This window comes from Pseudoxanthomonas putridarboris, assembly GCF_038321125.1.
GTDB lineage: Bacteria > Pseudomonadota > Gammaproteobacteria > Xanthomonadales > Xanthomonadaceae > Pseudoxanthomonas_A > Pseudoxanthomonas_A putridarboris.
The window spans coordinates 76,550-90,884 of sequence record NZ_JBBWWT010000013.1 but is presented as its reverse complement, the minus strand read 5'-3'; the positions used below and the strand labels follow the sequence as shown (position 1 = coordinate 90,884).

The 14,335-nt window shown below is 68.9% G+C and carries 12 protein-coding genes; 9 read left to right on the top strand and 3 right to left on the bottom strand.

Going from position 1 to position 14,335, the window contains the following annotated elements:
• Positions 1-905: 905 nt before the first annotated feature.
• From flgG to flgL, 6 genes are read left to right on the top strand one after another with little or no spacing between them, the layout of a single operon-like run.
• Positions 906-1,691 carry a flagellar basal-body rod protein FlgG gene (flgG, locus tag AAD027_RS18040; protein ID WP_341727423.1) on the top strand — a complete coding sequence of 262 codons (786 nt, stop codon included), beginning with the start codon at positions 906-908 and terminating at the stop codon, positions 1,689-1,691.
• Positions 1,692-1,714: 23 nt separating this feature from the next.
• On the top strand, positions 1,715-2,401 hold the full coding sequence (gene flgH, locus AAD027_RS18035) for a flagellar basal body L-ring protein FlgH (protein WP_341727422.1): 687 nt from the start codon (positions 1,715-1,717) through the stop codon (positions 2,399-2,401).
• Positions 2,402-2,411: 10 nt separating this feature from the next.
• A complete protein-coding gene (locus AAD027_RS18030; RefSeq protein ID WP_341727421.1) occupies positions 2,412-3,593 on the top strand; it encodes a flagellar basal body P-ring protein FlgI in 1,182 nt (393 codons plus the stop codon).
• A gap of 35 nt (positions 3,594-3,628) precedes the next feature.
• Positions 3,629-4,663 carry a flagellar assembly peptidoglycan hydrolase FlgJ gene (gene flgJ, locus AAD027_RS18025; RefSeq protein ID WP_341727425.1) on the top strand — a complete coding sequence of 345 codons (1,035 nt, stop codon included), beginning with the start codon at positions 3,629-3,631 and terminating at the stop codon, positions 4,661-4,663.
• A 14-nt stretch (positions 4,664-4,677) separates the two neighbouring features.
• A complete protein-coding gene (flgK, locus tag AAD027_RS18020) occupies positions 4,678-6,558 on the top strand; it encodes a flagellar hook-associated protein FlgK (protein WP_341727420.1) in 1,881 nt (626 codons plus the stop codon).
• Positions 6,555-7,757 (top strand): flagellar hook-associated protein FlgL, encoded by a 1,203-nt coding sequence (gene flgL / locus AAD027_RS18015; protein ID WP_341727419.1) that lies wholly within the window; start codon positions 6,555-6,557, stop codon positions 7,755-7,757. The genes flgK and flgL overlap by 4 nt, the downstream gene beginning before the upstream one ends.
• Positions 7,758-8,034: 277 nt before the next feature.
• Here the strand turns inward: flgL and AAD027_RS18010 are convergent, their stop codons facing one another.
• The 3 genes from AAD027_RS18010 to AAD027_RS18000 form a co-directional block, all read right to left on the bottom strand.
• Positions 8,035-9,159 (bottom strand): HDOD domain-containing protein, encoded by a 1,125-nt coding sequence (locus AAD027_RS18010; protein ID WP_341727418.1) that lies wholly within the window; start codon positions 9,157-9,159, stop codon positions 8,035-8,037.
• 221 nt (positions 9,160-9,380) lie between these two features.
• Positions 9,381-10,250 carry a ribonuclease H-like domain-containing protein gene (locus AAD027_RS18005; RefSeq protein ID WP_341727417.1) on the bottom strand — a complete coding sequence of 290 codons (870 nt, stop codon included), beginning with the start codon at positions 10,248-10,250 and terminating at the stop codon, positions 9,381-9,383.
• The gene (locus tag AAD027_RS18000; protein ID WP_341727416.1) at positions 10,247-12,667 is read right to left on the bottom strand and encodes a DEAD/DEAH box helicase; all 2,421 of its coding nucleotides are present in this window, start codon (positions 12,665-12,667) and stop codon (positions 10,247-10,249) included. Before AAD027_RS18000 ends, AAD027_RS18005 begins: the two co-directional genes overlap by 4 nt.
• Before the next feature lie 189 nt (positions 12,668-12,856).
• Here AAD027_RS18000 and AAD027_RS17995 point away from each other — a divergent pair, with 189 nt between their 5' ends.
• The 3 genes from AAD027_RS17995 (at position 12,857) to AAD027_RS17985 (ending at position 14,289) form a co-directional block, all read left to right on the top strand.
• Positions 12,857-13,255, top strand: coding sequence for a hypothetical protein (locus AAD027_RS17995; protein ID WP_341727415.1), 399 nt, complete (start codon positions 12,857-12,859; stop codon positions 13,253-13,255).
• A gap of 134 nt (positions 13,256-13,389) precedes the next feature.
• Entirely contained in the window at positions 13,390-13,803 is a 414-nt protein-coding gene (locus AAD027_RS17990; protein ID WP_341727414.1) for a hypothetical protein, read from the top strand.
• A 162-nt stretch (positions 13,804-13,965) separates the two neighbouring features.
• The gene (locus AAD027_RS17985) at positions 13,966-14,289 is read left to right on the top strand and encodes a hypothetical protein (protein ID WP_341727413.1); all 324 of its coding nucleotides are present in this window, start codon (positions 13,966-13,968) and stop codon (positions 14,287-14,289) included.
• Positions 14,290-14,335 lie beyond the last annotated feature (46 nt).

Sequence of the window (14,335 nt, the reverse complement as noted above, 5' to 3'; positions counted from 1 at the left end):
GGTTGTACCTGCCGGGACTGCCGGACCTCAGGGGCCCCAAGGCGACGCGGATACATCCGGAGCCCAGTTGCTTCTGCTTTTGCTGTTGCCTTTGGGGCCCCCATTTAGGCGCGGCAAGCGGGCCGGGTAAAACCCGTAGGGCGCCGCCCGGGATGGGCGGCGTTTTCGTATGGCACACGGATGTGCCTTACGAAAATTCCCGGCCCGCTTGCGCACCCGGAGCGAAGCGCAGGGCGCGCCGCCTGGGGTGTGCTTTCTTTGGTTACTTTCTTTGCACAAGCAAAGAAAGTGACGCCTCGCGGCGAGCGCGCCACGTCGGAAGCGACAGGGGGCCAATCCGGAGGTGCACGTTCCGCGTTCAACGAAAATGAACGTTTCTAGTGAATTCCGCATGTAACCGATGCAGGAGACAAGAAACAGACGGGCTTCGTTCGGCCCTCACCCCAACCCCTCTCCCGGTGGGAGAGGGGCTTGGACCGCGTGCGTCGGAGAGCGGTGGTGCGCCAGGGCGCACCCTACGCATCCGACGGGTTCGTAGCGTCCAACAGGTAGTGGGCGATCACCGATCAGGATCCGGAAACCCCAATTCCTCCATCCCGTCATTCCGGCGCAAGCCGGAACCCAGCGACTTCGCTCGCCGAGCGGCAAGAGTTCGGAATTGCGCGACTCCGGTGTGTAGTCAGCATGAAAGCGGGAGCCTGGTGGCTTTCGGTTGGCTGAAGCGCAAAGGCACTGGGTTCCGGCTTGCGCCGGAATGACGGGATGGTTCTTTCGGGAGCGCCGGAAATCCGTGCCGGAATCCCGCCTTCCATTCCGGCACAGGACTTGCTTGATCTCATGCGAGGAACCGGGCGTTTCCCACTCCCGACTCCCCATTCTCCATTCCCGCAGAGAGGAACCACGCCATGAACCAAGCACTCTGGGTCGCCAAGACCGGGCTGGATGCGCAGCAGACGCGCATGTCCGTGGTCTCCAACAACCTGGCCAACACCAACACCACCGGCTTCAAGCGCGACCGCGCCAGCTTCGAGGACCTGCTGTACCAGCAGGTGCGCCAGCCCGGCGGCTCCACCTCGCAGCAGACGCAGCTGCCGTCCGGCCTGCAACTGGGCACCGGCGTGCGCGTGGTGTCGACCTCCAAGGACTTCCAGCAGGGCAACCCGCAGCAGACCGGCCGCTCGCTGGACGTGATGGTCAACGGCCGCGGCTTCTTCGAAGTGCTGCTGCCCGACGGCACGCCCGCCTACACGCGCGACGGCTCGTTCCAGATCAACGCGCAGGGCGAACTGGTCACCAACAGCGGCTATCCCGTGCAACCCGGCATCCAGGTGCCCGAGGGCGCGCAATCGATGACCATCGGCGCCGACGGCACCATCAGCGTGACGATGGCCGGCCAGGCGCAGGCGCTGGAGATCGGTTCGCTGACGCTCACCGATTTCGTCAATCCCTCGGGCCTGCAGGCCAAGGGCGAGAACCTGTACGTGGAAACCACCGCCTCCGGTCCCGCGCAGAACGGCACCCCCGGCCTCAACGGCCTGGGCGGCCTGGTGCAAGGTTCGCTGGAAGGTTCCAACGTCAACGTGGTGGAAGAGCTGGTCAGCATGATCGAGACCCAGCGCGCCTACGAGATGAACGCCAAGGCCATCTCCACCACCGATTCCATGCTGGGCTACCTGAACAACAACGTCTGATGCATCCCATCACGAGGCACGCCATGAAGCGCACCACGTCCGCCACCACCCTCGCCTGCGCGCTGATGCTGCTGCCGGGCTGCGCGCGCTATTACGGCGACGTGCGCCCGTACGCGCCGATGCAGCCGATCCAGCCCATCGTCGCCGCGCAGGCGCCCGCCACCGCCGGCTCCATCTACCGCGCCGGTCCCGGCCTGAACCTGTACGCCGACCGCCGCGCGCGCGACGTGGGCGACCTGCTGACCATCAACCTGGTGGAGAACACCACCGCGCAGACCTCGGCCACCACTTCGGTGGACAAGAGCACCGAGATCGCCATGTCCGCACCCAACATCGCCGGCGCGCCGGTCACCTGGAACGGCCGCGACATCCTCAGCGCCTCGGTCAACGGCGACCGCGGTTTCAGCGGCAACGGCAAGAGCGCGCAGAGCAATCGCCTGCAGGGCAGCGTGACCGTCACCGTGATCCAGCGCCTGCCCAACGGCAACCTGGTCGTGCAGGGCCAGAAGAACATGCGCCTGAACCAGGGCGACGAGCTGGTGCAGATCCAGGGCGTCGTGCGGCCGGCCGACATCGGCACCGACAACTCGATCCCCTCCAGCAAGGTGGCCGAAGCGCGCATCGCCTACGGCGGCCGCGGCGCGATCGCGCAATCCAATTCGATGGGCTGGCTGGGCCGGTTCTTCAACTCGCCGATCTTCCCGAACTGAGCGACGCGCCATGGACACCCCGAACGCCGACCGCTCGACTTCCGCACCCGCGAAGAAGCCGCGCCGCATCGACACCTATACCTGGCTGGGCCTGCTGGCCTGGCTCGGACTGGTGCTGCTGTGCCTGTCCCCCGCCGCGCGCGCCGAACGCATCAAGGACCTGGCCCAGGTCGGCGGCGTGCGCAGCAATCCGCTGGTGGGCTACGGCCTGGTGGTCGGCCTGGACGGCAGCGGCGACCGCACCAGCCAGGCGCCCTTCACCGTGCAGAGCCTGAAGAACATGCTGGGCGAGCTGGGCGTCAACGTGCCGCCCAACGTCAACCCGCAGCTGAAGAACGTGGCCGCCGTGGCCATCCACGCCGACCTGCCCGCCTTCGCCAAGCCCGGCCAGCCGATCGACATCACCGTGTCGTCGATCGGCAACGCCACCTCGCTGCGCGGCGGCAGCCTGCTGATGACGCCGCTGCGCGGCGCCGACGGCGAGGTGTACGCCATCGCCCAGGGCAATCTGGTGGTGGGCGGTTTCGGCGCGCAGGGCCGCGACGGCTCGCGCGTGTCGGTCAACGTGCCCAGCGTGGGCCGCATTCCCAACGGCGCCACCGTCGAACGCGCCGTCGCCAACGCGATGGAGGCCGGCGACGGCACCATCACCCTGAACCTGCACCGCGCCGACTTCACCACCGTTTCGCGCATGGTCGCCGCGCTGGAACAGCAGTTCGGTTCCGGCAACGCCTACGCGCTGGACGCCGTCACCGTGGCGGTGCGCGCGCCGGCCGACGTCAGCCGCCGGGTCAACTTCCTGGCCCAGGTGGAGAACCTGGAACTGACGCCCGGCAGCGCGCCGGCCAAGGTCATCGTCAACGCCCGCACCGGCACCGTGGTGATCGGCGCGCAGGTGAAGGTGATGCCGGCCGCCGTCACCCATGGCTCGCTCACCGTCACCATCACCGAATCGGCCAACGTCAGCCAGCCCAACGAATTCTCGCGCGGCGGGCAGACCGTGGTGACGCCGCAGTCCAGCGTCGCCGTCAGCCAGGAAGGCAGTCGCATGTTCAAGTTCGAGGGCGGCACCTCGCTGGACGAGATCGTCCGTGCCGTCAACGAGGTCGGCGCCGCGCCCGGCGACCTGATCGCCATCCTGGAAGCGCTGAAGCAGGCCGGCGCGCTGCGCGCGGAGCTCGAGGTGATCTGATGGCCACGACGTCGCTCGGAGCGCTGCAACCCGCGATGCCGCTGGCGGAAGCCGGCGGCAAGCCGGACAACGCGCGCATCCACGACGTGGCGCGCAAGCTGGAAGGCCAGTTCGCGCAGATGCTGATCAAGTGCATGCGCGACGCCAGCTTCGGCGACTCGCTGTTCCCGGGCGAGAACCAGACCTTCCGCGACATGTACGACCAGCAGTTGGCCAAGGCGATGACGCAGGGCCGTGGACTGGGCCTGGCGCCGATGATCGCGCGCCAGTTGGGGGCCACCGACACCGCCACGCCCTCCATCCCGGCCGACACCGCGTTGTCCGCCTATCGCCGGCTGATGCCGTCGGCCGAATCCGGCGCCATGCTGGACGCCATCGCCGGCCGTGGCATTACCGGTGGCGCCAACGCATCGCGCCCCACCGGCGACCTGCCGCTGCCGATCACCCTGGACACGCTCACCGTCCGCCCCGACGACGCCTGCGCGGACGTGGAGAACGTCGCCTCGGCCGATCCCGGCAAGTACGCCCGCAACACGCCGGAACGCTTCGTCGCCGAGATCTGGGACCACGCCAAGCGCGCGGCGAAGGAACTGGGCGTGGACCCGCGCGCGCTGGTCGCGCAGGCCGCGCTGGAGACCGGCTGGGGCAAGCGCATCATCAAGACCGGCGACGGCGGCAGCGCGCACAACCTGTTCGGCATCAAGGCCGCCGGCTGGAAGGGCGAACGCGCCCGCACCGCCACCCACGAGTACACCAACGGCGTGCGGCACTCGGAAACCGCGGACTTCCGCGCCTACGCCTCGCCCGCCGAAAGCTTCGCCGACTACGTGCGGCTGCTGAAGACCAACCCGCGCTACCGGCAGGCGCTGGCCGCGGGCAAGGACATCAGCGGCTTCGCGCGCGGCTTGCAGAAGGCCGGCTACGCCACCGATCCCACCTACGCCAACAAGATCGCCTCCATCGCCAACGGACCCACGCTGGGCAAGGTGCTGTCGGCGATGGGCTCCACCGTCGGCAACGCCGTCGGTTCGGCGGTCGGCTCGGCCATTGGCAACACCCTGCGGCGCTGACACAAGGAGACCGCATGTCCAACCTTCTCGCCACCGGCAGCAGCGCCCTGATCGCCTTCCAGCGCGCGCTGTCCACGGTCAGCCACAACGTCGCCAACATCAACACGCCGGGCTACTCGCGCCAGCGCGTCGAGCTGGAGGCGCGCGACGGCACGTTCTACGGCTACGGCTACCAGGGCAACGGCGTGCAGGTCGTCGACGTGCGCCGCATGGCCGATTCGCTGGCCACCTCGCGCCTGCTGGACAGCGGCGGCGAACTGAGCCGGTTGCAGCAGTTGTCGGTGCTGTCCAACCGCATGGACAGCCTGTTCTCCGAGAAGGCCACCGGCATCAGCGCGCCGTGGTCGTCGTTCTTCGATGCGGTCAGCGCGCTGTCGTCGAACGCGGCCGGCTCGGCCGACCGCGAAAGCCTGCTGGCGCAGGCCAACGCGCTGGCCACGCGCTTCCGCCAGATCGACCAGCACCTGGACGGCCTGGACAACGAAGTCAATGCCGGCCTGACCGCCTCCGTCGGCGAAGTGAACCGGCTGGCCAGGGAAATCGCCCAGCTCAACGGCCAGATCGGCGGCAACACGAATCCCTCCGGCGATCTGCTGGACCGGCGCGACCAGTTGATCAGCGAACTGGTCGGCTACACCGGCGGCAATGCGGTCATCCAGGACGGCGGGCTGGTCAACGTGTTCAGCGCCGGCGGACAGCCGCTGGTGGTGGGCGCCACCGCCAGCAAGCTGGTGACCGTGGCCGATCCTTACCGCCCGGAACGCCTGCAAGTGGCGCTGGAGACCAACGGCCAGCGCGTCACCCTGGACAAGCGCGCGCTCGGTGGGCAGATCGGCGGCCTGATCGAATTCCGCACCACGGTGCTGGACCCGGCCATGGCCGAACTGGGCCGCGTGGCCACCTCGCTGGCGCAGACCTTCAACGCCGGCCACAACGCCGGCATGGACCTGTACGGCCAGATGGGCGGCGACTTCTTCGCCCTGTCCGCGCCACGCGTGTCGTCGCATGCCGGCAACACCGGCAACGCCGTGCTGCAGACCGCGCTGGGCGACGCCGGCGCATTGAACGGGCAGAACGTGCTGCTGCGCTTCGACGGCGCCAACTGGGTGGCCACGCATCCGGACACCGGCGCGACGATCCCGATGACCGGCACCGGCACCGCCGCCGATCCGCTGGTCGTCAACGGCGTGGAAGTGGTGCTGGGCTCCGGCACGCCGGCGACCAACGACCGCTTCCTGCTGCAACCCACCGCCGGCGCCGCAGGCAACATCAGCGTGGCGATCACCGATCCCGGCCGCATCGCGGCGGCCACGCCGGTCAAGACCACCATCGACCTGGCCAACACCGGCACCGGCAAGCCGAGCGGATTGAAGATCACCGACACCGCCAACGCCAACCTGCTGGCGCCGGTGGATATCGAGTTCATCGACGCCAACCAGTACACCATCGACGGCAACGGGCCGTTCGCGTACACGCCGGGACAGACCATCGCCTACAACGGCTGGAGCCTGACGCTGGACGGCGCGCCCGCGGCCGGCGACACCTTCACCGTATCGCCCACCGGCGCCAATTCCAGCGACAACGGCAACGCCACGCTGCTGGCCAACCTGGACGACGCGCGCGTGCTCAACGGCGGCACGCTGACCCTCAACGGCGCGATCGGCGGACTGACCACGCAGGTCGGCTCGGCCGCGCGCCAGGCGGACTATTCCGCGCAGGCGCAGCAAGTCATCCACGACCAGGCGCAGGCCGCGCGCGATTCGATTTCCGGCGTCAACCTGGACGAGGAAGCCGCCGACCTGATGCGCCTGCAGCAGGCCTACCAGGCCGCCGCGCAGATCATCGCCGCCGCCGACACCCTGTTCCAGTCGCTGCTGGGAGCCACCCGCCGATGAACTACCGCATCTCCACCGGCATGATGTACCAGCAGTCGATCAGCACCATGCTGGCCAAGCAGGCCAAGCTGGCGCACACCCAGCAGCAGCTTTCCAGCGGACTGAAGCTGGTCACCGCGAAGGACGACCCGGTCGCGGCCGGCACCGCCGTGGGCCTGGACCGCGCACTGGCCGAACTGGAACGCTTCGCGATGAATGGCAATGCCGTGCAGAACCGGCTGGGGCTGCAGGAGAACGCGCTGACCCAGGTCGGCGACGCGATGGCGCGCATCCACGAGCTGACCATCCAGGCCAACAACGCCGCCTTGGGCGACGACAGCCGCCGCGCCATCAGCACCGAATTGAAAGCCATCTACGCCGGCCTGCTGGACCTGGCCAACAGCACCGACGGCGCCGGCCGCTATCTGTTCGGCGGCACTGCCGACGGCAGCGCGCCGTTCGCCATCGCCGGCGGCAACGTGATCTACAGCGGCGACCAGACCCAGCGGCAGGTGGAAGTGGCGCCGGACATGTTCGTGTCCGATACGCTGCCCGGCAGCGAAGTGTTCATCCGCCTGCGCACCGGCGACGGCCGCATCGACGGCAGCGCCGCCGCCGGCAACACCGGCACCGGCCTGCTGATGGATTTCAGCGTCACCGACACCGGCGCATGGACCGGCGGCACCTACCAGATCAGCTTCATCGGCGCCGACACCTACGAGGTGCGCGACGCCGGCAACGCGCTGATCGCCTCCGGCACCTACGCCAAGGGGGAAAGCATCGCCTTCGCCGGCGTGCAGGTGAAGCTCGACGGCCAGCCGGCCGCGGGCGACAGCTTCACGCTAGGCCCCGCCGGCACGCGCGACATCTTCGCCACCGTGCGCGGCCTGATCGACACGCTGGAAACCAACCCCACCACCGACGCCCAGCGCGCTGCCATGCAGAACGGCTTGCAGAGCGCGATGCGCGACATCGCCACCGCGCAGGGAAGCATGATCGACGCCCGCGCCAGCGGCGGCGCGCAGCTGTCCGCCATCGACGATGCCGCCGCCCTGCGCGAAGCCAACAGCGTCACCCTGAAGGGCACGCTGTCCACGCTGCGCGACCTGGACTGGGCCGAGGCGATCGGCCGCTACGAGATGGAGAACACCGCCCTGCAGGCCGCGCAGACCGTCTTCATGCAGATGCAGTCGCTATCGCTGTTCAAGCTGATGCGCTGAACCGCCGGGATGCCCTGAAAAAACGAGCTTCGATGCAGTCCTTGCACCCCCGCCGTCGGGCTCCCTCGCGGCGGGGATTTTTTTGCGCGTTGGCGCCGTGGGCTTCGATGGGAAGCCCGCGCATCCTGTGGGAGCGATGTGAGTCGCGACCGCACCGCGATAGCGCGTCTGTGTGCACTGTGACGAACTCGCCGCAGCGCGCCGGGATTGCAAACGATCGGCTTCACCTGTTTGGAGCGCGGTCGCGATGGGCCATGGCCCGCCGCGTGGCGGAGCGTTACGCCGCCTGCCCTTCCACCCGCTCCACCATCGTCTCGGCCATCTGGCGCCAGTTGGGCAACTGGTCCAGCACGCCCAGCGACTTGAGGTAGGCCTCGTCCACCGGTTCGTTGCTGGCCAGTGCGCCGGCCACGTGCACGGCGCCCGGCACCCAGAAGCTGCGCAGGCTGGAGCGCTGCGGCTGGCGATGGAACGCCACCGCTTCGACGATCGGCATCGGCAGGCCCCACAGGCCCAGCAGGTAGGCGCCCGCCTCGGTATGGCCGGGACGGTCGTCCTGCGCATCGTGGTTGGGCGGATCGCGCTCGTCGCGCACGCCGGGCAGCAGCAGGCCGATGTCGGCCAGCAATGCCGCGGTGGCGCCCAGCTCCGAGCTGGTGCGCGGCAGGATCTTCGCGGCCAGGCGCGAGGCCAGCAGCGCGCGTTGCTGCAGCGCGACCCGGTCGATGTTGGCGTTGGTCTTCATCGAGAACACTTCGCTGGCCAGTACCAGGTCGCGCAGCGTGCCCAGGCCCAGCCGCGTCACCGCCGCGCGCAGGTCGGTGATCGCGCGACCATTGGAGAAGTAGGCCGAGTTGCACAGTTGCAGGACCTTGGCGGCGATGGCCGGATCGCCGGCCACCAGCTTGGCGATGTCGCCGGCGGTGCCTTCGTCCTCTTCCAGCGCGCGGGTCAGCGCGAAGTACAGGTGCGGCGGCGACGGCAGGTGTTCGACGCGGCCGATGGCGCGGCGCAGGCGCGGGCTGTCCAGCAGGTCGCGCAGTTCTTCCAGGCTGTGGATGGCTTCCAGCACGGTTTCCGACGACAGCGGCAGCGGCAGGAAGCGGTGCGCCACGCCGATCAGCTTGATCGGGGCGGCCAGGCTTTCGCCATCGCCTTCCAGCAAGGCGATGCGGATGGTCTCCGGCCGCAGCGTGCGGATCTGCCCCAGCAGCGTGGCCGGCGGCAGGTCCGGCAGCGCCGGCCCGGTCATCACCACGTCCACCGGGCCGTTGGCGACGGCGAAGATGGCGGCGTTGCCATCGGCGACGACCTCCACGGTCCATTCATCGCCCATGTCGCCGATGTAGTCGGACAGGTCTTCCGGCAGGCAGGCGGTATCGCCAACGTACAGAATGCGCAAAGCACTTCCCCTTGGATCGTTCGTGCGGCCACGCGGACGCAAGCACACGGCGTCCGTACCCGATGAAATCTAGCAAGGTTGTCGGCCGTGCCCGGTGGTTCTTGAACATGGGCATGAAGGACTGAGCAACGCTTCACACTCTGCCCGGCGCGCTGTCGGTGGATCCCCGACAGCGCGTGCATGCCGCCGAACGGATTTGCGTGGGCCGGCGCCAACCCTTCCTATCGCATCGGCGACACGGCGCCTTCATCACCCGCCAGGTGCAGCAACAGGTGCGCCAGCGTCACCACGTCCTGGAAGTTGTGCGACAGCACGCGGCGCAACAGTGCCGCGTCGCCGCCGCGCAGGTAGTGCAGCCAGGCACCCGGCGCCTCGGAACCGGGCAGGTCGTCCTCGCGCACGATGCCCAGCGCGTTGCGCTCGATGGTCGCCAGGCGGCAGTTCTCCCACACGCCGCGATAGCGCCGGCGCGCCGGGAACAGCAGGTCCAGGTGCGGCAGTTCCGCCAGCGGGCTGGCCAGCCGCGCCAGCCGGTAGCGCGTGGCGAGCAGCGGCGCGTCGTAGCAGCGGCCGTTGTAGCTGACCAGCCGCGTGTCCGCGGAGAGCCAGCCGGCGAATTCGTGCAGCATCGCCGGCTCGGCCGACAGGTGGGTGATCGTCAGCTGCCGCACGCGCAGCCCGCCCGGCACGAAGTCCGATGCGCCGATCATGAAGGCGCGCGTGCCGGTGCCGCCGGACAGGCCGGTGGTCTCGGTGTCGAACAACAGCATTCCCTGCGTGGGCATCGGTTCGCTGCGGGCGAAGGCGCCATCCACCCGCAACGGCACGTCGTCGAAGGGCAGCCGCTGTTCCAGATAGAGCAGGCCGGGCGCGATCTCCTCGCCCGGCAGGGCCCGGTCCGGCGCACGCGCGCGGACCGGCGGGCGCGCCCGCTCGCGCAGGCCCAGCATGCGTCGCAGCGCCGGCAGCGGATCGTCGGCCTGCGTGGGGGCCGTGGGCGGGGCGGCAGGTGCCGGCGCGACGGCGCGCCCGGCGTCCTGCCGCCCCGCCTGCTCGCGCAGCCGTTGCAGTTTCTCGATGCTCAGGCTCATGCTGCATCCAGCAAGCGCAGTACCCGCGCCGCCAAGGCCCGCGGCGTGGTCCGGGCCTGCTCGTCCACGGCCAGCACCGGTCCCACGCAGGCCGGGCAGCCCGCGCGGCAGTCGCACGCGGCGACCAGTTGCACGGCGCGCCCTACCAGTTCCCGCTGGCGCCGCCACAGCGGTTCGCTCAGGCCGATGCCGCCCGGGTAGTTGTCGTACAGGTAGACGGTGGGAATGAAGCGATCGCCCGACAGCGGCGACAGTACCTGGCTCTCGCCGCCGCGCAGTTGTCCCCTGCCCTGCGTATCGGGCAGCGCGAACCAGGCACCGTCGCCATCGCCCACCGCCTTCTGCAGGTCGCGCCCCTCCGCCATCACCGCCACGGTGGCGGCGATGTGCAGCGCGTACGACGCGCCGAGGAAGCCATCCAGCGCTTCCTGCCGCGACTCGAAGGCCGATTCCAGCACCAGCGGCGGCAGTTGCCACCACACGCTGGTGGTGTGCATTTCCTGGTCCGGCAGGTTGACCGGGCCGTAGCCGATGTTCTCGTGCGTGTAGTAGCGGATCTTCTTGTAGCCGGCCACGCGCCGCACCACGTGCACCTCGCCGTGGTGGCAGGTGCCCTGCCCGGCGATGCCGCCGTCGAAGCGTTCCAGCACCTTCAGCTTGGTGTAGTCGATGGCGTCGGTGTAGTAGTCCACGTGGGTGCGGACGACGTAGGCCTTGCGGCCTTCCCAGTCCAGCCGCTCGACCTGGTACGGCGTGGACTGGATCATGTGGATGGCGCCTTCGTACAGCGTCAGCGGCGCGGCGCTGAAATCCACTTCGGCGATGATGGCCTGGCGGCCGTCGGTGCGGTCCACCACCACGAAGTTGCCGTCGGCCACCGAACGCAGGCCGACCGCGTTGGCCGGGTAGCTGTCGGCGATCCACTCGTAGCGGTCGCCTTCGCGGTGCACCACGCTGTCCTCGTCCAGCAGTTGCAGGAAAGGCGAAGGATCGATGGGGCCGAATCCTTCGCCGGTCAGGAACGGCAGCTCGAACGCCGCGCAGCGGATGTGGTCCAGCAGGATCATCGGCTGGTCCGGCGCGATGCGGGCGTGTTCCGGCGGGCTGTCGGCGAAGAACTCCGGGTGCCGCACCACGTACTGGTCCAGCGGCTGCGAACTGGCCACCAGGATGCCCAGCGACGCCTGCTGCCGGCGCCCCGCGCGGCCGAAGCGCTGCCAGGTGGCGGCGATGGAACCCGGATAGCCGTTCAGCACCACCGCGTCCAGGCTGCCGATGTCCACGCCCAGTTCCAGTGCCGACGTCGAGACGATCCCATCCACGCGGCCATCGCGCATCGCGCGCTCGGCCTCGCGGCGCTCGGTGGGCAGGTAGCCGCCGCGGTAGGCGCGGATGCGCGCCGGCTTGCGCGGATCGTGGTCGAACACGTCCTTGAGGTACTTGGTCAGCACTTCCACCATCGTCCGCGACTGCGCGAACACCAGCGTCTTCAGCCCGGCCTTGATCGCCAGCCGCGCGATCCGGTTGCTCTGCGAACGCGCGGAGGCGCGCAGGCCCAGGTCGGGGTTGACCACCGGCGGGTTCCACAGCAGCACGTGCTTGTCGCCGCTGGGCGCGCCGGACTCGGTGATGGCGTGAACCGGCAGCTCCAGCAGCGCCTCGGCATGCGCCTGCGGATTGCCGATGGTGGCCGAGCACAGGATGAACTGCGGGCTGGCGCCGTAGAACGCGCACACGCGCTTGAGCCGCCGCAGCACGTTGGCCACGTGGCTGCCGAACACGCCGCGGTAGGTGTGCACCTCGTCGATCACCACGTAGCGCAGGTTCTCGAAGAACTGCGCCCACTTGGTGTGGTGAGGCAGGATGGCCTGGTGCAGCATGTCCGGGTTGCTGACCACGATGTCGCCGTGCAGGCGGATCGCCTGGCGCGCGTCGCCCGGGGTGTCGCCGTCGAAGGTGAAGGCCTTCAGGCCCAGGTCGCCCGCCTTGCTCAGGTCCAGCAGTTCGGCCACCTGGTCCTGCGCCAGCGCCTTGGCCGGGAACAGGTACAGCGCCTTGCCCCGGCGCGACAACGCCGACGACGCCACGGGCATCGTGTAGCACAGCGATTTTCCCGAGGCGGTGGGCGTGACCACGGCCAGGTGATGCCCTTCCTGCGCGTGCCGCCACGCCTCGGCCTGGTGGGAGTACAGCCGGGCGATGCCGCGCGCCCGCAAGGCGCGCGCGAGCGGTTCCGGCAGGTCGGCGGGCAGTTCCGCGTAGCGTCCTTCGCGACCGGGGATGACGAAGCGCCCGGTGACGCGGTCGTGGTACTTGGCCGCCAGCCGTTCGGCCAAGGCGGTGCCATCGCCGGCGGTCGCCGGCAGCAGCACGGTCTCGGATTCGAGTTGTCTCAGCAAACCGGTCTGACCAGGCATCGGGGGCGCTCGCGAAGAAGTCGCGGCATCTGACCCGATCCGCGTCGCAGCCGGTGAGACGCGAGCAAGTCGCGGGCGGCGCGGCCTGCGAAAAACAGTCAGCGATGTGATCGCCATGCGCACAGATCGCTCACGACGGGGTAACGCTCCACGCGATAACACGGTAGTCCCCAGCATGAGATGCCTGCCATGGATCGCAGACGCTACCGCGAACACCTGGAAACACTGCAGCGGACGCGGCCGCATGCCCACGAATCTTCGCCGCGCGCGCAGGTCCCTGCCGCCGCCGCGGTCGACAGGCAGCACACGGACAGGTTCGCCGCTTTCAGCACCCACGACTACCTGCGGCGCATCCGCCTGCATCCGGAGATGAGCTGGGAAGACGCCTGCCATGCCTACGCACTGGCGGCGGCCACGCATCCGGACTACGGCGGGCAGCTCGACCTGGACGCGGAAGGCGAACTGGAGAACCAGTGGGAACTGCTGCGCGGCGACGCCGGGCCGGACTGGAGCATCGCACGCACGCTGCTGCGCGAAACCTGGCGCTGGCTGGACGGCAGCATCGGGCCCGCGGGCACCCTGCATTGACCGTGCCGCCTCGCATCACGGGGCACGAGCGATGACGCCGCCCTGGAGTGCAACGCGGCTGTCTTCCGGGAGTAAACCGCACTTCATGGTTTCCGCTCACCCTGCCAGGGTCCAAAGGCCGTGGAGCGAAAACGATGTTGCCCCTGCAGGAAACGCCCGCTTTCACACTCCCCGGCAGCGACCTACCCTGCGCCGCGATCGACATCCATGCCGAGCTGCGCTTCTGGGAAACCTGCCATACTCAGTGGCCCTTCCACCGATCGGGTACGCCTTTCCGGTACTACGTGCCCACGCTGAAGTTCGCCTACGACACCTACCTGATGGCGCACCGCGAGACGCTGGCCGACCTGATGCCCGCCCTTGCCGGCCGCTACGAACGCAGCCTGCCCCGCCGCGCGCGGTTGGAGTGGCCCATCGCGCAGGACGTCGTGATGCGGGTGTGGCGGCGCATGCGCGCGCCGCTGGGCAGCGACGCACCGCTGTCGGGACTTCCACGCGAGGCCATGGAAGAACGCGCGACCGTGGTGGCACTCACGAACCGTTTGTAGGCCGGGCGACGCACGCTGCACTCACGCCGTCGTCGCAAAGATGAACAGAAATCACCGCACGCGTTAATCAAGGGTTAAATACATCTTTATTTCACTTAATCCTCACTGCCTCGAACCAAGACTCATCCTTCGTCGTTCAACGCAACAGACAGGGATGACAACATGGCAAGCCAGCACCTACGCAACACCTTCGCCACCACTCAGATCGTGGACATCGATGCCGAGTTGGCCTACTGGAAGACGCGTTTGCACGAGACCACCTTCCAGGTGGTCGGCGCCACCGTCAACGACCTGGAAACCTGCCTCAAGGTGGGCTACGACGGCTACCTGCTGCACCACCGGCAAGCCTTCGACGAAGTGGCCCCGGCCCTGCGTGAGCGCCTGCGGCGCTACTGCCCGTCCACGCCGATCGGCTGGTACCGCGCACAGCCCATCATGCGCGCGGTATGGCAACGGCTGAAGCCGCAGGAAACCACGAACGCCTGACACCGGAGCGGGAGCGGAACACCGGACCGGCGACCGGATCGCCCGG

Bases quoted from the DNA above. Each gene is read 5' to 3' on its own strand.
- flgL (WP_341727419.1), top strand. From the start codon at position 6,555: ATGAACTACCGCATCTCCACCGGCATGATGTACCAGCAGTCGATCAGC.
- flgG (WP_341727423.1), top strand. From the start codon at position 906: ATGAACCAAGCACTCTGGGTCGCCAAGACCGGGCTGGATGCGCAGCAG.
- AAD027_RS17995 (WP_341727415.1), top strand. From the start codon at position 12,857: ATGGATCGCAGACGCTACCGCGAACACCTGGAAACACTGCAGCGGACG.
- AAD027_RS17990 (WP_341727414.1), top strand. From the start codon at position 13,390: ATGTTGCCCCTGCAGGAAACGCCCGCTTTCACACTCCCCGGCAGCGAC.
- AAD027_RS18030 (WP_341727421.1), top strand. From the start codon at position 2,412: ATGGACACCCCGAACGCCGACCGCTCGACTTCCGCACCCGCGAAGAAG.
- AAD027_RS17985 (WP_341727413.1), top strand. From the start codon at position 13,966: ATGGCAAGCCAGCACCTACGCAACACCTTCGCCACCACTCAGATCGTG.
- flgH (WP_341727422.1), top strand. From the start codon at position 1,715: ATGAAGCGCACCACGTCCGCCACCACCCTCGCCTGCGCGCTGATGCTG.
- flgJ (WP_341727425.1), top strand. From the start codon at position 3,629: ATGCCGCTGGCGGAAGCCGGCGGCAAGCCGGACAACGCGCGCATCCAC.
- AAD027_RS18005 (WP_341727417.1), bottom strand. From the start codon at position 10,250: ATGAGCCTGAGCATCGAGAAACTGCAACGGCTGCGCGAGCAGGCGGGG.
- AAD027_RS18000 (WP_341727416.1), bottom strand. From the start codon at position 12,667: ATGCCTGGTCAGACCGGTTTGCTGAGACAACTCGAATCCGAGACCGTG.
- flgK (WP_341727420.1), top strand. From the start codon at position 4,678: ATGTCCAACCTTCTCGCCACCGGCAGCAGCGCCCTGATCGCCTTCCAG.